Origin of the sequence: Rahnella victoriana (assembly GCF_021276285.1) — a bacterium.
Taxonomy (GTDB): Bacteria; Pseudomonadota; Gammaproteobacteria; order Enterobacterales; family Enterobacteriaceae; genus Rahnella; species Rahnella victoriana.
Genome location: NZ_CP089919.1, coordinates 3,249,011 through 3,268,969, shown reverse-complemented (window position 1 = coordinate 3,268,969; position 19,959 = coordinate 3,249,011). Strand labels below are relative to the sequence as shown.

At 54.5% G+C, this 19,959-nt stretch carries 18 protein-coding genes; 14 read left to right on the top strand and 4 right to left on the bottom strand.

Going from position 1 to position 19,959, the window contains the following annotated elements:
- The first annotated feature begins 3 nt into the window (after positions 1–3).
- The 5 genes from hcr to J9880_RS15085 all read left to right on the top strand — a co-directional run bounded on the left by hcr (position 4) and on the right by J9880_RS15085 (position 6,751).
- Positions 4–1,017: an NADH oxidoreductase gene (hcr, locus tag J9880_RS15105; protein ID WP_232769546.1), complete on the top strand. Its 1,014-nt coding sequence runs from the start codon at positions 4–6 to the stop codon at positions 1,015–1,017.
- Positions 1,018–1,195: 178 nt separating this feature from the next.
- On the top strand, positions 1,196–2,920 hold the full coding sequence (gene poxB, locus J9880_RS15100; protein ID WP_095922673.1) for a ubiquinone-dependent pyruvate dehydrogenase: 1,725 nt from the start codon (positions 1,196–1,198) through the stop codon (positions 2,918–2,920).
- Positions 2,921–3,051: 131 nt separating this feature from the next.
- A complete protein-coding gene (gene ltaE, locus J9880_RS15095; RefSeq protein WP_229921124.1) occupies positions 3,052–4,020 on the top strand; it encodes a low-specificity L-threonine aldolase in 969 nt (322 codons plus the stop codon).
- 85 nt (positions 4,021–4,105) lie between these two features.
- Positions 4,106–5,560 carry a DUF2867 domain-containing protein gene (locus J9880_RS15090; protein WP_119822933.1) on the top strand — a complete coding sequence of 485 codons (1,455 nt, stop codon included), beginning with the start codon at positions 4,106–4,108 and terminating at the stop codon, positions 5,558–5,560.
- A gap of 156 nt (positions 5,561–5,716) precedes the next feature.
- Positions 5,717–6,751 (top strand): NAD-dependent epimerase/dehydratase family protein, encoded by a 1,035-nt coding sequence (locus J9880_RS15085; RefSeq protein WP_232769545.1) that lies wholly within the window; start codon positions 5,717–5,719, stop codon positions 6,749–6,751.
- A gap of 22 nt (positions 6,752–6,773) precedes the next feature.
- Here the strand turns inward: J9880_RS15085 and J9880_RS15080 are convergent, their stop codons facing one another.
- Both J9880_RS15080 and J9880_RS15075 read right to left on the bottom strand, forming a co-directional pair.
- Positions 6,774–7,622, bottom strand: a complete 849-nt coding sequence (locus tag J9880_RS15080; RefSeq protein ID WP_232769544.1) for an N-acetylmuramoyl-L-alanine amidase — start codon at positions 7,620–7,622, stop codon at positions 6,774–6,776.
- The gene (locus tag J9880_RS15075; RefSeq protein ID WP_013574757.1) at positions 7,619–7,945 is read right to left on the bottom strand and encodes a heavy metal-binding domain-containing protein; all 327 of its coding nucleotides are present in this window, start codon (positions 7,943–7,945) and stop codon (positions 7,619–7,621) included. The genes J9880_RS15080 and J9880_RS15075 overlap by 4 nt, the downstream gene beginning before the upstream one ends.
- Positions 7,946–8,133: 188 nt before the next feature.
- Between J9880_RS15075 and J9880_RS15070 the strand changes: the two genes are divergently transcribed.
- From J9880_RS15070 to sanA, 9 genes are all read left to right on the top strand, one after another.
- Positions 8,134–8,715 carry a lipoprotein gene (locus J9880_RS15070; protein WP_232769543.1) on the top strand — a complete coding sequence of 194 codons (582 nt, stop codon included), beginning with the start codon at positions 8,134–8,136 and terminating at the stop codon, positions 8,713–8,715.
- Between the two features lie 210 nt (positions 8,716–8,925).
- Positions 8,926–9,654, top strand: coding sequence for an arginine ABC transporter ATP-binding protein ArtP (gene artP, locus J9880_RS15065; RefSeq protein WP_095925169.1), 729 nt, complete (start codon positions 8,926–8,928; stop codon positions 9,652–9,654).
- 47 nt (positions 9,655–9,701) lie between these two features.
- Positions 9,702–10,433, top strand: a complete 732-nt coding sequence (artJ, locus tag J9880_RS15060) for an arginine ABC transporter substrate-binding protein (protein ID WP_119822205.1) — start codon at positions 9,702–9,704, stop codon at positions 10,431–10,433.
- A gap of 12 nt (positions 10,434–10,445) precedes the next feature.
- Entirely contained in the window at positions 10,446–11,162 is a 717-nt protein-coding gene (gene artQ, locus J9880_RS15055) for an arginine ABC transporter permease ArtQ (RefSeq protein WP_095922680.1), read from the top strand.
- Positions 11,162–11,830, top strand: coding sequence for an arginine ABC transporter permease ArtM (artM, locus tag J9880_RS15050; RefSeq protein ID WP_095922681.1), 669 nt, complete (start codon positions 11,162–11,164; stop codon positions 11,828–11,830). The genes artQ and artM overlap by 1 nt, the downstream gene beginning before the upstream one ends.
- A 227-nt stretch (positions 11,831–12,057) precedes the next feature.
- Positions 12,058–12,792: an arginine ABC transporter substrate-binding protein gene (locus tag J9880_RS15045; RefSeq protein ID WP_095922682.1), complete on the top strand. Its 735-nt coding sequence runs from the start codon at positions 12,058–12,060 to the stop codon at positions 12,790–12,792.
- 173 nt (positions 12,793–12,965) lie between these two features.
- Complete coding sequence (gene cdd / locus J9880_RS15040; protein ID WP_232769542.1) at positions 12,966–13,850, top strand: cytidine deaminase; 885 nt, start codon at positions 12,966–12,968, stop codon at positions 13,848–13,850.
- Between the two features lie 158 nt (positions 13,851–14,008).
- The gene (locus tag J9880_RS15035; protein ID WP_095922683.1) at positions 14,009–15,706 is read left to right on the top strand and encodes an NAD-dependent malic enzyme; all 1,698 of its coding nucleotides are present in this window, start codon (positions 14,009–14,011) and stop codon (positions 15,704–15,706) included.
- Between the two features lie 223 nt (positions 15,707–15,929).
- Positions 15,930–16,853 (top strand): outer membrane permeability protein SanA, encoded by a 924-nt coding sequence (gene sanA / locus J9880_RS15030; protein ID WP_095922684.1) that lies wholly within the window; start codon positions 15,930–15,932, stop codon positions 16,851–16,853.
- Between the two features lie 244 nt (positions 16,854–17,097).
- On the opposite strand, the gene mglC is transcribed toward sanA, so the two are convergent.
- Together mglC and mglA are read right to left on the bottom strand one after the other, a co-directional pair.
- Positions 17,098–18,108 (bottom strand): galactose/methyl galactoside ABC transporter permease MglC, encoded by a 1,011-nt coding sequence (gene mglC, locus J9880_RS15025; RefSeq protein WP_095922685.1) that lies wholly within the window; start codon positions 18,106–18,108, stop codon positions 17,098–17,100.
- Between the two features lie 18 nt (positions 18,109–18,126).
- The gene (gene mglA / locus J9880_RS15020; RefSeq protein WP_095922686.1) at positions 18,127–19,659 is read right to left on the bottom strand and encodes a galactose/methyl galactoside ABC transporter ATP-binding protein MglA; all 1,533 of its coding nucleotides are present in this window, start codon (positions 19,657–19,659) and stop codon (positions 18,127–18,129) included.
- Positions 19,660–19,959 lie beyond the last annotated feature (300 nt).

The window sequence follows — 19,959 nt, the reverse complement described above, 5'->3', positions numbered from 1 at the left end:
GAGATGAAATTTCCTTTATTTCCCGATCAGCCGACCGCGTTATGCCAGAACCGCATGCAGGTCAGTTCCGTTACGCAGGAAACACCGGATGTACGCACGCTGTCGCTGATGACTCACGATGTGTATCCGTATCGTCCCGGACAGTTTGCGCTGGTCAATATCGGTCAGAGTGGCGATGTGCAGCGCGCGTATACGCTCTCCTCCACGCCGGGAAAAAGCCGGTTTATTCAGCTGACGGTGCGCCGCATCGACGGTGGCGCAGGTTCATCCTGGCTGACGGAGCAGGTGAAACCCGGTGATTATGTCTGGCTGAGTGATGCACAAGGGGAATTCACCTGCGACACCGCACAGCCGCTGTTATTGCTGGCGGCAGGCTGTGGTGTGACGCCGGTGATGTCGATCACGCGGGATGTGCTGGCACATCATCCGGCGCAAAGTGTGCAGGTGTTTTACAGTGTGCGCAGCCCGCAGGACATCATTTTTGCCGATGAATGGCAGCAACTGGCGGCCCAATATCCGCAACTGAACCTGACCATTCTGGCGGAAAAGGATGCCGCGCCGGGGCACATCGCCGGGCGTCTGAGCCAGGATTTACTGCAAAGTCAGGTGCCGGATATGCGTCAACGCCGGGTAATGATTTGCGGCCCGGCGCCGTATATGCAACTGGCGGGAGACTGGGCGAAGGCGCTGGGCGCGGTGCAGGAGAATATCGTCAAAGAACAGTTTCAGGCAGCGGAGGCGGAAGTGTCTGCTGATCAGCAACTGACGCTGACCCGCCTGACACCGTTACAGCATTACCGCGTGCCGGTCGGTTCGACCCTGCTGGCCGCCATGGAGCAGCACAAGCTACCGGTCACCGCGGCCTGTCGTGCGGGCGTCTGCGGCAGTTGTAAAACCCGGATACTTTCCGGTGATTATCAGACCACCAGCCGCATGACGCTGACCGACGAAGAGGTCGCTCAGGGTTATGTGCTGGCCTGTAGCTGTCAGCTTCAGGGCAACGTCACCCTCGCCTGATCCCCGCCTTAACGCCCTGCCCGCACACGACTTTTTACAGTCTGCGCGGGCAGATTTACAAATCTTCACCTCCCTCACTCGCGTATTTTTGTATGGTTTAAGGCTGAACATTCAAGGATGTAATCAGTGGACTATGCTTAACGCAGTTATTTTTCAGCATCAGTGGAGGGATTCAGTAATGAAACAACAAAGCGTAGCAGCATATCTGGCGAAAACTCTCGAGGCAGCAGGCGTAAAAAGGATCTGGGGCGTCACCGGCGACTCCCTGAACGGGCTGAGCGACAGCCTGAACCGCATGGGCACCATCGAATGGCTGGGTACGCGCCATGAAGAAGTGGCTGCGTTTGCCGCCGGTGCCGAAGCGCAAATCACCGGTGAGCTGGCGGTCTGCGCCGGTTCCTGTGGTCCCGGCAACCTGCATCTGATTAACGGCCTGTTCGATTGCCATCGCAATCACGTGCCGGTTGTGGCGATTGCCGCCCATATTCCGTCGAGTGAAATCGGCAGCGGTTATTTTCAGGAAACCCATCCGACCGAATTATTCCGCGAATGCAGTCATTACTGCGAACTGATCAGCAATCCCGAGCAACTGCCGCAGGTGCTGGCGATCGCCATGCGCAAAGCTATTCTCAACCGTGGCGTGTCGGTAATTGTGCTGCCGGGCGATGTGGCGCTCAGGCCAGCGCCGGAAGACGCCAAAGTCAGCTGGTATCCGCCGGTGCTGCCGAAAGTCACCCCACAGCCCACGGAACTGGCGAAGCTGGCCGAACTGCTGAACGGCGCGACCAATATCACGATGATGTGTGGCAGCGGCTGCGCGGGCGCGCATGACGAAGTGATTAAGCTGGCTGAAACCCTGAAAGCGCCGGTCGTCCATGCCCTGCGCGGGAAAGAACATATCGAGTGGGACAATCCGTACAGCGTCGGCATGACCGGGCTGATCGGTTTTTCTTCCGGCTATCACGCCATGCTCAATGCCGACACCCTGATCCTGCTCGGTACGCAATTCCCGTATCGCGCCTTCTATCCGACCGATGCCAAAATCATTCAGATCGACATTAATCCGGGCAGCATCGGCGCGCATTGCCATGTGGATATGGCGCTGGTCGGCGACATCAAATCCACCCTGACCGCCCTTCTGCCGCAATTGCAGGTGAAAAACGAACGCAAGTTCCTCGACAAGGCGCTGAAGCATTACGAAGAAGCGCGCAAAGATCTCGACGGGCTGGCGACGCCGAACGACAAGCAGCCGATCCATCCGCAATATCTGGCGCAGCAGATCAGCCGCTTTGCCGCCGCCGATGCGATTTTCACCTGCGACGTCGGCACGCCGACCGTCTGGGCCTGCCGTTATCTGCAAATGAACGGTCAGCGCCGTCTGCTCGGCTCGTTTAACCACGGCTCAATGGCGAATGCCATGCCGCAGGCGATTGGCGCGCAAGCCATTGACCGCACGCGGCAGGTGGTCGCCTTGTGCGGTGACGGCGGATTCGCCATGCTGATGGGGGATTTCCTGACGCTGGCGCAGCAAAAGCTGCCGGTGAAAATCATCATTTTCAACAACAGTGTGCTGGGATTTGTGGCGATGGAAATGAAATCCGGCGGCTATCTCACGGACGGTACCGAGTTGAAAAACCCGGATTTCGCCGCCATTGCTGAAGCCGCAGGCATCAAAGGCATCCGCGTTGAAAAAGCCTCGGATATTGACACCGCCCTTCAGGATGCCTTCGCCTACGAAGGTCCGGTGCTGATCGATGCGATCACCGCCACCGAAGAACTGGCGATGCCGCCGCAGATCAAATTCGAGCAAGCCAAAGGCTTCAGCCTGTACATGCTGCGCGCAGTGATCAGCGGTCGTGGCGACGAAGTGGTTGAACTGGCAAAAACCAACTGGCTGCGATAACCCTGACAGGGCTATAGTGCATGATTAGGCGGGTAATTCTGTCTAATCATGCATTCACAACTACAACCCGAGAAGAGGAAGCCACGTTGATCGACTTACGCAGTGATACCGTAACCCGCCCCAGTGAAGCGATGCGTCAGGCCATGGCCCGCGCTGAAGTCGGCGATGATGTCTACGGCGATGACCCAACGGTAAATGCTTTGCAGGACATGGCCGCAAAGCTGTGCGGTAAAGAAGCAGCGCTGTTTTTACCGACCGGCACACAGGCCAACCTGGTGGCGTTGCTGACGCACTGCCAGCGTGGCGAAGAATATATTGTCGGCCAGAAAGCCCACAATTATATGTACGAAGCAGGCGGTGCGGCGGTCCTCGGCAGCATTCAGCCGCAGCCGCTGGATATGGACGCTGACGGTTCGATTCCGCTGGATAAAGTCGCCGCTGCCATCAAACCGGATGACATTCACTTCGCCCGTACCCGCCTGCTGAGTCTTGAAAATACCCACAGCGGCAAGGTGCTGCCGCTGGAATATCTGCAAAAGGCGTTTGCCTTCACCCGCGAAAAAGGGCTTGCGCTGCATATCGACGGTGCCCGCATCATGAATGCGGCCGTGGCGCTGAACGTGGACCTGCGCGAGATCACGCAGTATTGCGACACGCTGACGATCTGCCTGTCGAAAGGTCTGGGCGCGCCGATTGGCTCCCTGCTGGTCGGCAGCAAAGAGTACATCCAGCGCGCGAACCGCTGGCGCAAAATGACCGGCGGCGGTATGCGCCAGTCCGGTATTCTGGCCGCAGCGGCGATTTACGCGCTGGAAAACAACGTGGCACGTCTGAAAGATGACCACGACAATGCGCAGTGGCTGGCGGAAGAACTGAGCAAGATCGGCGTCGAAATTGCCGCGCCGGGTGCTCAGACCAACGTGCTGTACATCAAACAGAGCGCAGAGCTGGCGGCTAAAATGGGGCCGTGGATGCTGGAGCGCGGAGTGATCATCAGCGCCGGTCCCCTGACCCGTGTGCTGACGCACATCAATATCAGCCGCGAAGACCTGCAAAAAGTCGTGGCGCTGTGGCAGGAATTCCTGCACCAGCACGCCTGACAGACCGTCCGGTTCACGGCGATAACCTGCGGGCTATCGCCGTATTTTCTGCTTTATCTCCCTCACACTGACCGAGCAAATGGAAATGCCAATCACGACACACACTGGCCGGATCGTCGTTCTCGGCGCCAGCGGATATATCGGACAACATCTTACCGCGCATCTCAGCCAGCAAGGCTTTCAGGTGACAGCCGCCGCACGCCGGATCGAATGGTTACAGCAACAAAAATGGCCGAACGTCCGCTGCTGTTTCGCCGATGTGTATCAGAGTAAAACGCTGGCTGCCGCCTTTGAAGGCGCGGATGTGCTGGTGTATCTGGTTCACGCGATGGCCGAAGATGATGACTTGCTGGAAAAGGAACGGCAGGCCGCGCAACACACCCTGCTGGCGCTAAAAGAGTCCTCCATTAAGCACATTGTGTATCTCGGCTCGATGCAGCCGGAAGATAACCATTCGCCGCATTTGCAGGCGAGAAAACTGACCGGCGATTTGCTGCGCATGAGCGCCATCCCGGTGACAGAACTGCGCACCGGCATTGTGATTGGCGCGGGTTCCGCCGCGTTCGAAGTGATGCGTGACATGGTCTATAACCTGCCGGTGCTGACGCCGCCGCGCTGGGTTCGCTCAAAGTCCTCCCCCATTGCGCTGGAAAACCTGCTGAATTATTTGCAGGGGCTGGTGACACTGCCTGCCAGCGAAAATCAGATCCTGGAGGCCGCAGGACCGGAGTACATCAGCTATCAGACCCTGTTTGAACGCTTTATCGCCATGAGCGGCAAACGCCGCTGGCTGATCCCGGTTCCCCTGCCGACCTCCTTTGTGTCGGTGTATTTCCTCAGCCTGATCACCTCCGTACCGACGTCGCTGGCGAAGGCGCTGATTCAGGGGCTGAATCACGATTTACCGGCTGACAGTGAGAAACTGCAAAGGCTGATCCCGCAGATCCTGATCCCTGTTGATCAGGCGATCCGCACAACACTGGAAAAAGAACAGCAGCAAATTATGGATTCACCGGACTGGGGCTACGATGCGGATGCCCGCGCACGCTGGCGCCCCGGCTACGGTTATTACCCGAAACAGGCCGGTTTTACGCTGGAAACCTCAGCCACCAAAGCCTCACTCTGGAAAGTCATTCAGCAGCTGGGCGGCGCGGAGGGGTATTTCTATGCCAACGGCTTATGGAAAACGCGGGCGCGCATCGATGATTTACTTGGCGGCGGCGTAAAATACGGCCGTCCTGATCGCGACTTTCTGAAACCCGGCGATAAAATCGATGGCTGGAAAGTCATCGGGCTGAAACCGCAGCGAGAACTGGCGCTGTTATTCGGCATGAAAGCGCCGGGGCTGGGGCGCTTAACGTTCACTATTACCGATCATGGCGAGAGCCGCAGTCTGGATGTGCGCGCGTGGTGGCATCCCGCCGGGTTCAGCGGGCTGCTGTACTGGTTCAGTATGATGCCCGCTCATCAGTTTATTTTTCGTGGCATGGCAAAACGCATCGCCAGCCTTGCCCGGCAGAAAGACCGTTGCGGACGCTAGAAAGGGTCATTTAATCCGCTTTCGGACACAGCTTTCCCCCTTTCCCATTGCAACCCGCACAATTTCACGAAAGAATGGCACCCTTATTGCTGAGGGGTGCCAGAACTCTGACGCTGACAATATTTTTTCTCTATTTATGAAGGCATTGGCCTGTATATGAAGGTTTTGGTTACCGGTGCGAGTGGCGGCCCTGGACGTAACGCCGTTGAGTTTCTGCGAAATAAAGGCATCAAAGTCCGGGCGACAGGCCGTAACGCCGCCATGGGATCGCTTTTGCAGAAAATGGGCGCGGAATTTATTCACGCCGATCTCACCACGCTGGTCTCAGCACAGGCAAAAGCGTTGCTGGCAGATATCGACACCGTCTGGCACTGTTCGGGGCTGATGTCGCCGTGGGGCAGCGAACAGGAATTTGAACTGGCCAACGTGCGCGCCACGCGCCGTCTGGGCGAATGGTCGGCAGCTTATGGTGTCGAAAACTTCGTGCATATCTCCTCACCGGCCATCTATTTCGATTTCCACCATCACCGCGATATACAGGAAGATTTTCGTCCGCACCGTTTCGCTAACTCGTTTGCGCGCAGTAAAGCCGCCGGTGAGCAGGTGATCAACACGCTGGCACTGTCCAATCCGCAAACCCATTTCACCATCCTGCGGCCGCAAGGTATTTTCGGCCCGCACGATAACGTGCTGCTGCCGCGCCTGTTACAGATGCTGAAATACGGCGGCACGCTGATGTTGCCACGCGGCGGCGAAGCACTGGTCGATATGACGTACGTCGAGAACGCCGTACATGCGATGTGGCTGGCGACGCATTCTCAGTCCACCGAGTCCGGTCGCGCCTTCAACATTACCAATCAGCAGCCGCGCCCGCTGCGTACGCTGGTGCAGCAGCTGATGGAAAATCTGGATATCAAATACCGCATCCGCTCGGTGCCTTATCCGTTGCTGGATATGATGGCGCGGGGCATGGAGCGTATCAGCAAAAGCTCGCATAAAGAGCCGGTGCTGACGCATTACAGCGTGGCGAAACTGAATTTTGATCTCACGCTCGATACGCAGCGCGCGCAGAAAGAACTGGGCTATGTGCCGGTGATTTCGCTCGATCAGGGGATTATCCGCACCGCCGACTGGCTGCGCGATCACGGTAAACTTCAGGGGCTGCACGGTATCGGTCCGAAACGCGACTGACCGCCAGGGTCAGCCGCTGATTTCAGTCATTCTTATCCGGATACTGCACTAATAACGCCTGCGCGATGGCCTGCGTCTGGGCATCCGCATGACCGCGGTAATCACTCTGACGGAAATGCATCTGGAACGCGGCGATCACCCGCCGCTGCTGTTCCGGCGTCATGTCATCACTCACCGGATAGCCGTAGGCTTTCAGCAGCCCCAGTAATTGTGTCTGATCGACCGGTTGCTGCGGATTGCGTCCTGCCAGAGAGTGATTGACCCGCGCCGCATCCGGCCATGCCCCAATCCCGCGTTCAGCCATTTCCTGCCACGGAAACAGCGGGCCGGGATCATCTTTGCGCTGCGGGGCGATATCACTGTGTCCCACCACATTGCGCGGTTCAATCTGATAACGCGTGACAATCTCCTGACTCAGATTTGCCAGCAAATCGATTTGCGCAGGCGGGAACGGATAGAATTTTTTGCCAAGCAGATGCCTGCTGTAGCCTTTGTTTTCCAGCTCAATGCCGACCGACGTGTCGTTGAGATTGGTGCGCCCGCGCCAGCCGCTGGCACCCGCATGCCAGGCGCGCCTATTTTCCGGCACCAGTTGCCACGCCACCGGTTTACCGTCTTCGATAGGCGGTTGCGCCGGAATGAGGTAATGCGCGCTGACGTGTTCATCTGTAAGCGTATTTAATGCGTTGTTGAAATCTTCGGCGGTGTAATGGATCACCAGAAAACGGATCCGCTGATCCGCGCCCTGCGCCTGCCGCGCCGTTTCCAGCCGGAACGGCGCGTCTTTGGCTTTTTCGGTGGCACCCTGACACCCCGCCAGCAACAGCAAGGCGGCGGTCAGTACGCCGCGTGACAGACGGCGGCACATCATTTGCGGTGTACGATCACTGCGGTGCCGGACACGCTGACCATCAGCATGCTGCTGTCTTTACCCACGGTTTCGTAATCGATGTCGATGCCGACAACCGCGTTGGCTCCGCGTTCTTTCGCCTGTTCTTCCAGCTCACGGAAAGCAATCTCACGCGCCTTGCGCAGCTCTTTTTCATAAGCGCCGGAACGTCCGCCGACGATATCGCGCACACCCGCGAAAAAATCACGGAAAATATTCGCGCCTAAAATCGCTTCGCCTGTCACCACGCCACAATATTCAGCAATGGTGAAACCTTCGAGGGTCGGGGTGGTTGAAATTTGCATGAGTATTCCTTATCAGTTGTCGTCCACGTTGAAGCGCAGCGTTCATCCACAGCATAAACCATGCGTGAGAGATCAAGGTATTGCCGGTGACTGTTTTTCTCTGCGCCATGCATTAAGCCAAATCGGTTTTATACTGTATGGTAAAGAAAGTCATGGTGAAAACGTTCAATCTTTCAGTAAGGAATACGATGAAAAAGAAAACTCTGCTCGCCGCAATCCCGTTTGTATTGATGTTAAATGCCTGCACCACGGTAGAACCTGCGTATAAGGATATCGGCAGCCGTACCGCGCCGTGTGTCGACGGCGGCCCTGACAGCGTGGCTCAGCAATTCTATGATTTGCGCATTAAACAAGGCGGCAGCGGAATACCGAATGCCAGCCAGCTTGCGGCGTACCGCCCTTATCTGAGCACCGCGTTATATGACGCCCTGCTGAAAGCACGGTCACAACCGAAAGTGGATATTGCGGCTTCACCCAACGAAAAAACCGGTACCGGCTCCGGCGATGGTGACATTTTCTCCAGCCTGTTTGACGGCCCGACGTCCGCCTCCGTTGACGACGCCTCCACCATTCCAAATACCGACGCCCGCAACATTCCTCTGCGCGTGACCTTCACGCATGAGAAAGACCAAGGCGCGTCAACCCGCTGGAAAGATGAAGTGCTGATGGTGCGGGAAGGCACATGCTGGACGGTCGATGACGTGCGGTATATGGCCAACCTCGATTTCGCTTCCAGCGGCACGCTGCGTCAGGTTTTAGAAAACCAGTAACCCGTTCAGCTTTCTAAAAACCCCACACGAAAATGTTGGTCAATGATGAATAACGCCATTGACCAACACCCCCGTCACAGTTAGTTAACAATATGTTGTGCTACACTTTGGCATTCCTGCGGCAACACATAATTTTTAAGCCGCGATCGTTGCATAACTATGCTGTGGAAGTTACCATCTGCGGCATCAATGGCTATTCACTATTTGCGCATGAGTATTCAACTTAATAGCATCAACTGCTTCTACGGCGTGCATCAGGCGCTTTTTGACATCCAGCTCGACTGCCCTGCCGGTGAAACTTTGGTTTTACTCGGGCCAAGTGGTGCAGGCAAAAGCTCCCTGTTACGTGTTCTGAACCTGCTGGAAATGCCGCGTTCAGGCACATTGCATATCGCCGGTAACACCTTCGATTTCACCCGCAAGCCGGATGAAAAAGCCGTTCGCGAACTGCGTCAGAACGTCGGCATGGTATTCCAGCAATACAACCTGTGGCCGCACCGCACCGTACTCGACAACTTACTGGAAGCCCCGATCCGTGTTCTGGGACTGACCAAAGATGTCGCGATGCAACGTGCCCAGAAACTGCTGACCCGTCTGCGCCTGACCGATTACGCCGATCGCTTTCCTTTACACCTTTCCGGTGGTCAGCAACAGCGTGTGGCGATTGCCCGTGCGCTGATGATGGAGCCTCAGGTTCTGCTGTTTGATGAACCGACCGCCGCGCTTGACCCGGAAATCACTGCCCAGATCGTCAGTATTATCCGCGAACTGGCGGGTACCGGGATTACACAGGTTATCGTGACCCACGAAGTGGAAGTGGCGCGTAAAACCGCCAGCCGCGTGGTGTACATGGAAAATGGCCGCATTGTTGAGCAAGGCGATGCCTCCATTTTCGCTCAGCCGCAAACCAAAGAGTTTGCCAGCTACCTTTCCCACTAAACTGTATTCTTATCAATACATTGATTGATGTTTCTACGGAGTTTGCGATGAAAAAATTAGTAATTGCCGCGGTTCTGGCCACCGTCAGTTTGTCAGCCAGCGCGGCTGATACCATCCGTTTCGCGATGGAAGCGTCTTATCCTCCGTTTGAGTTTGTCGACTCCAGCAACAAGATCCAGGGCTTCGACGTCGATCTGGCGAACGCCATGTGTAAAGAGATGCAGGCCACCTGTACCTTCACCAACCAGGCGTTTGACAGCCTGATCCCAAGCCTGAAATTCCGTCGTTTTGACGCGGTGATTTCCGGTATGGACATCACGCCGGAACGTCTCAAGCAAGTCGCTTTCACCAACCCGTACTACGACAACTCCGCTATTTTCATCGCCCATTCCGGTCAGTTCACTGACGTTGCGGCGCTGAAAGGCAAACGTGTCGGTATGCAGAACGGCACCACCCATCAGAAATACCTGATGGATAAGCACCCTGAAATCACTGCCGTGCCGTATGACAGCTATCAAAACGCCGTGCTGGATCTGAAAAATGGTCGTCTGGACGCGGTCTTCGGTGACACCGCCGTGGTGAACGAATGGCTGAAACAGAACAAAAATCTGGCCGCTGTCGGCGATAAAGTCACTGACCCGACGTATTTCGGTACCGGTCTGGGTGTTGCTGTTCGTCAGAACAACACTGAATTGCTGACTAAACTGAATGATGCGCTGGCAAAAGTGAAAGCTGACGGCACTTACAAGACGCTGTATTCAAAATGGTTCCAGCAATAAGTTTGCCTATCAATGACTGAATTCCAACCTTTAGCAAGCGCCGCCGGGATGACCGTCGGCCTTGCCGTTTGTGCGCTGATCCTCGGCCTGGTGCTGGCGATGATTTTCGCTGTCTGGGAATCCGCGCCGTGGAAGCCGCTTAGCTGGCTGGGCACCGCGTGGGTCACCGTGCTGCGCGGTCTGCCGGAAATTCTGGTGGTGCTGTTCATCTATTTCGGTTCGTCACAGCTGCTGATGGTGCTGGCCGATGGCTTCAGCATCAACCTCGGCCTGTTCGCCATCCCGATCAAACTGCCGATTGAGAACTTCGAAGTCAGCCCGTTTGTGTGTGGTGTGATCGCCCTTTCCCTGCTGTATTCGGCTTACGCATCGCAGACCTTGCGCGGCGCACTGAAAGCCGTGCCGCAAGGCCAATGGGAATCCGGTCAGGTGCTGGGCATGAAAAAGTCGGCGATTTTCTTCCGTCTGATTATGCCGCAGATGTGGCGTCATGCATTACCGGGTCTGAGCAATCAGTGGCTGGTGCTGCTGAAAGACACCGCGCTGGTGTCGCTGATCAGTGTGAATGATTTGATGCTGCAAACCAAAAGTATCGCCACCCGTACGCAGGAACCCTTTACCTGGTATGTGATTGCGGCGGCTATTTATCTGCTTGTCACCCTGTTCAGCCAGTTCGTGATTAAACGCATCGAACTGCGTACTACCCGCTTTGAACGGAGTGCTTCCTGATGTGGGAATATTTACCTGAAGTCCTGAAAGGATTGCACACCAGCCTGACACTGACCGTGGCGGCGCTGATTGTCGCGCTGCTGCTGGCGATGATTTTCACCGTGATCCTCACGCTGAAAGTGCCGGTGGCCAGCCAGATCGTCAAAGGTTATATCACGCTGTTTACCGGCACGCCGTTGCTGGTCCAAATCTTCCTGATTTACTACGGTCCGGGTCAGTTTCCGTCGATCCGTGAAATTCCGTGGTTATGGGAAGTGTTGTCTCAGCCGTGGCTTTGCGCGATGTTTGCGCTGGCACTGAACAGCGCGGCCTATACCACGCAGCTGTTTACCGGTGCGGTGCGCGCGATCCCGTCGGGCCAGTGGCAGTCGTGTAACGCGCTCGGCATGTCGAAACCGCAAACCCTGCGCATTTTGCTGCCGTATGCCTTTAAACGCGCGCTGTCGTCGTATTCCAACGAAGTGGTGCTGGTGTTCAAAAGTACTTCGCTGGCGTACACCATTACGTTGATGGACGTGATGGGTCACAGCCAGCTGATGTATGGCCGTACCTATGACGTCATGGTGTTTGGCGCGGCCGGTCTGGTTTATCTGTGCGTGAACGGCTTGCTGACCCTGATGATGCGTCTGATAGAACGTCGTGCGCTGGCGTTTGAACGTCGCAACTGATTCTCAGAGTCGAAACTGAAGGGACGAGAAATCGTCCCTTTTTTTATGCCGGTGAAAAACCTCCCCACTCACCTTCGTAATTTTTTAATCAAATTTATTGCATACAAATTCATTTAATGGCAACTTAACCGACAGGTTTCACTTCCTGCCAGTTACCCGATTACATCAATGAAATCAGTAAACTGAATCGCGAAGGGAATGTCATTTTTTAAACAGGAATGTATTGCATGAAAAAGCTTATCCTCGCCGCTCTCTTGTCTGCCACTGCGTTTGCTGCCACCGCCGCAGATACCATCCGTTTCGGCACTTCCGCCACTTATCCGCCGTTTGAATCCATCGGTGCTGATAACCAGATTATTGGTTTTGATATCGATCTGGCGAACGCATTATGCAAGCAGATGCAGGAAACCTGTACCTTCACCAACCAGCCGTTTGACGGCCTGATCCCGGCACTGAAATTCCGTCGTTTCGACGTGATTATTTCCGGAATGGATATCACCGAAGAGCGCAGCAAACAGGTGACATTCACCCAGCCTTACTACGCCAATACCGCGATGATCATCGGGCCGAAAGGCAAATTCTCGTCGGTTGCGGATCTGAAAGGGAAACGTGTTGGTCTGGAAAACGGCACCACGCATCAGAAATACCTGATGGAAAAGCATCCTGAAATCACCACCGTCGGCTACGACAGCTACCAGAACGCGATTCTGGATCTGAAAAGTGGTCGTCTGGACGGGCTGTTAGGTGACACCGCCGTGCTGAATGGCTGGCTGAAATCCAACCCGAATCTCGGTGAAGTGGGCGAAGTGATTAAAGATCCGCAATACTTTGGTACCGGCGTCGGCATGGCAGTACGTCCTGATAATACGGCACTGCTGTCCAGGCTGAATGCGGCACTGGAAGGGATCAAAGCCAACGGCGAGTTTCAGAAGATCAATGACAAGTGGTTCCCGGCTCACTGATTCCCCGTCATCCTTTTTTGACAGCCTTCTGAAAAGGCGGCGTTTATGCGTGACATCTCCCAAATATGCAACGAAGCAGAACTTATTACATCGAAAAAGTGACATTCGTCACACTACGTTCATGTAATGACTTTTACACTGTTCAACCGTAATCACTGCGAGATCGAATGTTTATGCACGCACGTTTTCACACCGCCTTTGCGGCACTCCCTGAAAATTTATCCTCCGCGCTTGAGCCGTTTCTGCGTCATGATGACTTCCCGGCAATGCTCACCGCGGCTGACGTTGCGCAGGTAAAACAGGCGACCGGGCTGGACGATGACGCGCTGGCATTTGCCCTGTTGCCTCTGGCTGCAGCCTGTTCCGTTACGCCTATTTCTCATTTCAACGTCGGTGCAGTAGCCCGCGGAATTTCCGGCAACCTGTATTTCGGTGCCAATATGGAATTCGCCGGTGCGCCGATGCAGCAAACCGTTCATGCCGAACAGTCCGCCGTGACTCACGCCTGGCTGCGCGGGGAAATCCGTCTGGCTTCCATCACCGTGAATTACACCCCGTGCGGTCACTGCCGTCAGTTTATGAATGAACTGACCAGCGGCACCGCGCTGGATATCCATCTGCCCGATCGTGACGTGGCTACGCTGGGCGATTACCTGCCCCACTCCTTCGGCCCGAAGGATCTGGACATCACCACCCTGCTGATGGACAAAGTAGACCACGGCTACACACTGGCAAACGCGGACCCGCTGGCCCTGCTGGCGCTGGATGCCTGCAACCAGAGCCATGCGCCTTACAGCAAATCTCACAGCGGTGTGGCGCTGGAAACATCCAACGGCAAACAGTTTGCTGGCCGTTACGCGGAAAACGCGGCGTTTAACCCGAGCCTGCCTCCGCTCCAGGCAGCGTTAATTCTGCTGAACATGTCCGGGGAAGATTGCCTGAACGTTCGCCGCGCCGTGCTGGTCGAGCAAACGGATGCGCTGATCACCCAAAACGATGCCACACGCGCCACCTTAAACGCGCTGGGCTGTGAAGATATCACCACGCTGACCTGCTGAAAACGTGAGCGGGTTAACACTAAAGACTTCGTTTCCGGAGTCTTTAGTTACATAACATTGTCATTACGTTTGTCATTTGAAATCCTTATTTCCTCTCTGTTACCCTTCAACGCGCCGAAATATAAAAAACACATTCTGAAAACCGGAAGAGTAAAACGATGGAACTTGAATACGAAAGTAAACGTCCCCTGTACATCCCGCATGCTGGTCCGATTCTGTTAGAGTTTCCGTTACTGAACAAAGGCAGTGCTTTTACTGAAGAAGAGCGCAGCAACTTTAACCTTCACGGTTTACTGCCGGAAGCGGTGGAAACCATTGAAGAGCAGGCCGACCGCGCCTACCGCCAGTTTCAAAATTTCAAAAACGACATCGATAAACACGTCTATCTGAGAAACATTCAGGATACCAACGAAACGCTGTTTTACCGTCTGCTGGACAGCCATCTCAGCGAAATGATGCCGGTGATTTATACGCCGACCGTCGGCGAAGCCTGTGAACACTTTTCTGATATTTATCGCCGCGCCCGTGGCCTGTTTATCTCCTACCCGAACCGCGCTCATATCGATGACATGCTGCAAAACGCCACCAAACAACACGTCAAAGTGGTGGTGGTGACCGACGGCGAACGCATCCTCGGCCTGGGCGATCAGGGCATCGGCGGCATGGGGATCCCGATTGGTAAACTTTCGCTGTATACCGCCTGTGGCGGCATCAGCCCGGCGTATACCCTGCCGGTGGTGCTGGATGCCGGTACCAACAATCCGCAATTGCTGAATGACCCGCTGTACATGGGCTGGCGTCATCCGCGCATCACCGGCGAAGAATACGAAGCCTTCGTCGATCAGTTTATTCAGGCAGTGAAAATCCGCTGGCCGAACGTGCTGTTGCAGTTTGAAGATTTCGCCCAGAAGAACGCCATGCCGATCCTCGAACGTTACCGTGATGAGCTGTGCTGCTTTAACGATGATATTCAGGGCACCGCGTCCGTGGCGCTGGGCAGCCTGATTGCCGCCAGCAAAGCCGCCGGTGGCAAGCTGAGTGATCAGACCGTCGCCTTCCTCGGTGCGGGTTCTGCCGGTTGTGGTATCGCCGAACAGATCGTGGCGCAGATGAAGTCTGAAGGTCTGAGCGAAGAAGAAGCCCGCGCCAAAGTCTTTATGGTGGATCGTTTTGGTCTGCTGACCGACAAACTGCCTAACCTGCTGGATTTCCAGAGCAAACTGGTGCAGAAAAGCAGCGCACTGGCAAGCTGGGGAATGGAAAGCGACAGCGTTTCCCTGCTGGATGTGGTGCGTAACGCCAAACCGACCGTGCTGATCGGTGTTTCCGGCCAGCCGGGCCTGTTCACCGAAGAAATCATCCGCGAGATGCACAAACACTGTGCGCGTCCGGTGGTGATGCCGCTGAGCAACCCGACATCCCGCGTGGAAGCGACACCTGCCGATATCCTTAACTGGACGGATGGCGCGGCGCTGGTGGCCACCGGCAGCCCGTTTGCACCGGTCAGCCACAAAGGCACGCTGTACCCTATCGCACAGTGCAATAACTCCTTCATCTTCCCGGGTATCGGGCTGGGGGTGATTGCCTCCGGTGCGACACGCGTGACCGACGGTATGCTGATGGCCGCGAGCCGGACGCTGGCAGAATGTTCCCCGCTGGCGACGGAAGGTAAAGGTTCATTGTTACCGGATGTGGACGACATTCAGGGCGTGTCCAAATGCATCGCGATGGCCGTCGGTAAAGCCGCGCAGTTGCAGGGCGTCGCCATGGTGACATCAGAAGACTCGCTGTCGAAAGCGATTGAGCACAACTTCTGGGCACCGCAATACCGCAGCTATAAGCGCACGTCTTTCTGATAATCGCCGGAAAAACAGTCAGACACTGATCGGGACCAATGCCTTGTGCATTGGTCTTTTTTTCACTCAAATTGCAGCGCGTGGCGCAGATTCAAAAGTAATTCGCTGAAAAGTGCTGAAAAAACCCGCGAAGCCGGTGGATGCGGACGCCAACGTATTGCGAAGCCCGGAGAGGTAAAGTAGCCTTGGATCCGATTTCCATCTGGTCATAACAGGGATACCTATGATTAAGCGACTCATCGCTGGCGTTTTCGGCATCATTATTCTGATGCTGGCGGTCGCTATTGGGCTTGATCAGTGGATAAGCATACGCACCCAGCCTTACATTTATGACGAGGTGCAGACCCTGCCACACCGTCAGGTCGGCGTGGTGCTCGGCACCGCGAAGTATTACCGCACCGGCGTGATCAACCAGTATTACCTGTACCGCATTCAGGGTGCGATCAATGCCTACAACAGCGGTAAGGTGAAATACCTGCTGCTGAGTGGCGACAACGCGCAGCAAAGTTATAACGAGCCAAGCACCATGCGCCGCGACCTGATTGCCGCCGGTATCCCCGCCAGCGATATCGTGCTCGACTACGCCGGATTCCGCACGCTCGATTCCATCGTCAGAACCCGCAAAGTTTTCGACACCAACGATTTCATCATCATCACCCAGCGTTTCCACTGTGAGCGGGCGTTGTTTATCGCGCTGCATATGGGGATTCAGGCGCAATGTTTCGCCGTCCCTTCCCCGAAAAATATGCTCAGCGTGCGCAGCCGCGAGATCTTCGCCCGTCTGGGTGCGCTGACCGATTTGTACCTGCTCAAACGCGAACCCCGCTTCCTCGGCCCGCTGATCCCGATTCCTGCGGTACATACCATTCCTGACGATGCGCAGGGCTATCCGGCCGTCACGCCGGAACAACTGCTGGCGTTACAACAGCAACTGGAAGCCGAGAAGAAAGCCGCCATCGCCAAAGCCGCCGCTGAAAAAGCGGCAGCCGATAAAGCCGCTGCGGACAAAGCAGCCGCAGACGAAGCCGCCAGACTGAAAGCAGAACAGGAAGCCAACGACGCAGCGCAGGATGAAGCAGAAGATGTGGAACCCACCGCCAAACCCGAACCGGCGAAACCGGCAGGCAGAAATCCCTTCCAGCAGTGATCGCCGGACCGCTCCCTCCCCTGCGAAGGGGAGGGTTGGGGTGGGGTATTAAGGTCAAAAGCAAGATTTAAAGTGAGCTTTGACAAAGCGTTAGCCTTTAAAACCCCCTCCCAACCTCCCCCTTCGCAGGGGGAGGAGCAAAGACCCCAGCCCTCCCCTTCGCAGGGGAGGGAGTTGATCGAGTTCTGAATTTACGACAGCAAAAAGGCCGCATAAGCGGCCTTTTGTTTGTCTTTCCGATGGCTTACTTCTTCTTGGCGTACTTCAGGGAATCCAGCGCCACCGCGAAGATGATGATGCTGCCCTTGATGATGTACTGCCAGTACGGGTTAACGCCGATGTAAGTCAGACCGTAGTTGATAACGGTGAAGATCAGTACACCGGTCACCACGCCTGCCACAGAACCCACACCACCGGCGAATGACACGCCGCCGACCACGCAGGCTGCGATGGCATCCAGTTCATACATAAAGCCGAGGTTGTTGGTCGCACTGCCGATACGCCCTGCTTCCAGCAAACCGCCGAACGCATAGAACACACCGGACAACGCATAAATCATGATCAGGTTTAACGGAACGTTAACGCCAGACACTTTCGCGGCTTCAGGGTTACCCCCGATAGCAAAGATGTTTTTACCGAAGCGGGTTTTATTCCACAGCACCCAGACAAAGGCGATGGCAATCAGCGCGTAGAAGGTGATGTAGGAAAGCTTCAGGCCGCCTAAATGGATAAAGCCTTGCGCAAACTGTGAGAAGCCCGGGTCAAAACCGGCTACCGGTGAGGAACCGACATAGTCGTAATACAGGGAGTTAATCCCGTAAACGATAATCATCGTACCCAGCGTGGTAATAAACGGCGTCACGTTCAGGTAAGCGATAATCACACCATTCAGCAAACCAATTAACGCGCCCACAATACACACGGTCAGAATAACCAGCGGAATTGGCACCACTTCGAGGTTCGGGAAGACTTTGTTGACGTTGTCCATCGCCTGCAACATGGTGGCAGCCACCACCGCCGCTAACCCGACCTGACGCCCGGCTGACAGGTCAGTACCCTGCGTCACGATAAGCCCCGCCACGCCGAGCGCGATAATCACGCGCACGGAAGACTGAGTCAGAATGTTACTTAAGTTGACGAGACTGAGGAAGCTCGGATCCTGGATGATAATAATGGCCAGTAAGACCAGCAGGACCACATAAATGCCGCCCTCTTTTAAATAAGTGAGCACACTTTTCTTATTTAATGCTTTCATAATAAGAACCCTTAAAAATTAGAGATGCAAGGAAGCCAGGCGTAATATTTCGTTCTGCGAGGTATTTTTGGTTTCAACAATACCTGCAACCTGTCCATTACTCATAACCAATATTCTGTCAGTAATACCCAGCAACTCTGGCATTTCAGAGGAGATAATAATGATCCCCTTCTCTTTTTTCGCCAACTCGGTGATTAACTGGTAAATTTCGAACTTAGCGCCAACGTCAATGCCGCGCGTCGGTTCATCCAGCATTAATATTTCAGGGTTGGTTAATAACCAGCGCCCGATAATGACTTTTTGCTGATTCCCGCCTGACAATGAACCAATGCTGGTTTTATGTCCCGGCGTTTTCACCCGCATGGAATCGATAACCCATTGGGTATCGCTTTTCATACGGGTGGTATCGAGTAAACCGGCTTTATTCTTATATTGACGAATATTGGAAATCAGCGAGTTAAAGCCGATGTCCAGATACGCATAAATACCGGTGGAACGACGTTCTTCCGTCACCAGTGCAAAACCGTGATTAATGGCTTCGTTAGCACTGTGATTATTAATTTTTTTGCCGTGCAGTTTAATGGTACCGGCGACTTTCTCGCGGATGCCAAATAACGTCTCGACGATATCGGTACGTTTTGCCCCGACCAGACCGGCAATGCCGAGAATTTCCCCTTTGTGCAAATCAAAGGAAATATCACGAATTGAAGGCTGACGCAGCGAGGTCAGATTACGCACTTCGAGGATGACTTCACCCGGTACGTTCTGGCGATCAGGGAAACGCTGGCTCAGTGAACGGCCGACCATCATGGAAATGATTTTATCCATGTCGAGACCTTCCAGCGGCTGCGTAACAATCCACTGACCGTCGCGCAGAATGGTGATTTCATCGCATAACTGGAAAATTTCTTCCATCTTATGAGAGATATACACAATGCCACAGCCACGGTCTTTCAGCTTACGGATGATGGTGAACAGATGGTTCACTTCTTTTTCCGTCAGCGAGGACGTCGGTTCGTCCATAATGACGATTTTTGCATTGTAGGAAAACGCCTTGGCGATTTCGATCATCTGCATCTGTGAAACGGACAGTTTACCGACCTTGTCGCGCGGATCGATATCAATGTCCAGTTCGTCAAAAATCGCCTTGGTGTCTTTGTACATTTTGTCCTGATCGACAAAAAGACCTTTGGTCGGATAACGTCCCAGCCACATGTTGTCCATGACCGTACGTTGCAACACCAGGTTTAATTCCTGATGGACCATCGACACGCCTTGTTCAAGCGCTTCTTTTGAACTTTTAAAATTAACTTCCTGTCCCTGAAAAAGAATGGTACCGGAGTCTTTGCTGTATATCCCGAAAAGGCATTTCAATAATGTGGATTTACCGGCGCCGTTTTCACCCATCAGGGCGTGAATGGAATGAGGACGCACTTTTAAATTCACATTATCTAACGCCCTGACGCCAGGAAATGATTTATTAATACCACTCATTTCCAGAAGGAATTCGTCCGGTTTTTGTGTTGTGTCAGATAACGTATTATCGGCCATAGTTATACCTGGCTAAAGATAAAAATAAACGGGTGTATTAATACCTGATGTCAGTAATGCAGCCGGCAAGCGAACCTGCCGGCTGCATCGTGACATGACGTCCTGTCAGATAAGCATTAACGTCTCAATACCCTTCATTCTTCATGTTGCAGATGCGGTGGCTACGCTTATTCGCCCGAATCACTTACCTGAGTAAGCTCATCGGGACTCACTCGTTTGCCGCCTTCCTGCAACGCAAATTATTTTGGGTATAACACTTTGTCTTTATTTACGGCTTAACCGCAATTATTTTTGCCACTG

What these genes read in the sequence shown, in the direction of transcription:
- mglC (WP_095922685.1), bottom strand. Translation starts at nt 18,108, where the DNA reads ATGAAAGCATTAAATAAGAAAAGTGTGCTCACTTATTTAAAAGAGGGC.
- J9880_RS15075 (WP_013574757.1), bottom strand. Translation starts at nt 7,945, where the DNA reads ATGCAAATTTCAACCACCCCGACCCTCGAAGGTTTCACCATTGCTGAA.
- artJ (WP_119822205.1), top strand. Translation starts at nt 9,702, where the DNA reads ATGAAAAAATTAGTAATTGCCGCGGTTCTGGCCACCGTCAGTTTGTCA.
- J9880_RS15035 (WP_095922683.1), top strand. Translation starts at nt 14,009, where the DNA reads ATGGAACTTGAATACGAAAGTAAACGTCCCCTGTACATCCCGCATGCT.
- J9880_RS15080 (WP_232769544.1), bottom strand. Translation starts at nt 7,622, where the DNA reads ATGATGTGCCGCCGTCTGTCACGCGGCGTACTGACCGCCGCCTTGCTG.
- ltaE (WP_229921124.1), top strand. Translation starts at nt 3,052, where the DNA reads ATGCGTCAGGCCATGGCCCGCGCTGAAGTCGGCGATGATGTCTACGGC.
- artP (WP_095925169.1), top strand. Translation starts at nt 8,926, where the DNA reads ATGAGTATTCAACTTAATAGCATCAACTGCTTCTACGGCGTGCATCAG.
- J9880_RS15090 (WP_119822933.1), top strand. Translation starts at nt 4,106, where the DNA reads ATGCCAATCACGACACACACTGGCCGGATCGTCGTTCTCGGCGCCAGC.
- sanA (WP_095922684.1), top strand. Translation starts at nt 15,930, where the DNA reads ATGATTAAGCGACTCATCGCTGGCGTTTTCGGCATCATTATTCTGATG.
- mglA (WP_095922686.1), bottom strand. Translation starts at nt 19,659, where the DNA reads ATGGCCGATAATACGTTATCTGACACAACACAAAAACCGGACGAATTC.
- hcr (WP_232769546.1), top strand. Translation starts at nt 4, where the DNA reads ATGAAATTTCCTTTATTTCCCGATCAGCCGACCGCGTTATGCCAGAAC.
- artQ (WP_095922680.1), top strand. Translation starts at nt 10,446, where the DNA reads ATGACTGAATTCCAACCTTTAGCAAGCGCCGCCGGGATGACCGTCGGC.
- cdd (WP_232769542.1), top strand. Translation starts at nt 12,966, where the DNA reads ATGCACGCACGTTTTCACACCGCCTTTGCGGCACTCCCTGAAAATTTA.
- poxB (WP_095922673.1), top strand. Translation starts at nt 1,196, where the DNA reads ATGAAACAACAAAGCGTAGCAGCATATCTGGCGAAAACTCTCGAGGCA.
- J9880_RS15070 (WP_232769543.1), top strand. Translation starts at nt 8,134, where the DNA reads ATGAAAAAGAAAACTCTGCTCGCCGCAATCCCGTTTGTATTGATGTTA.
- artM (WP_095922681.1), top strand. Translation starts at nt 11,162, where the DNA reads ATGTGGGAATATTTACCTGAAGTCCTGAAAGGATTGCACACCAGCCTG.
- J9880_RS15085 (WP_232769545.1), top strand. Translation starts at nt 5,717, where the DNA reads ATGAAGGTTTTGGTTACCGGTGCGAGTGGCGGCCCTGGACGTAACGCC.
- J9880_RS15045 (WP_095922682.1), top strand. Translation starts at nt 12,058, where the DNA reads ATGAAAAAGCTTATCCTCGCCGCTCTCTTGTCTGCCACTGCGTTTGCT.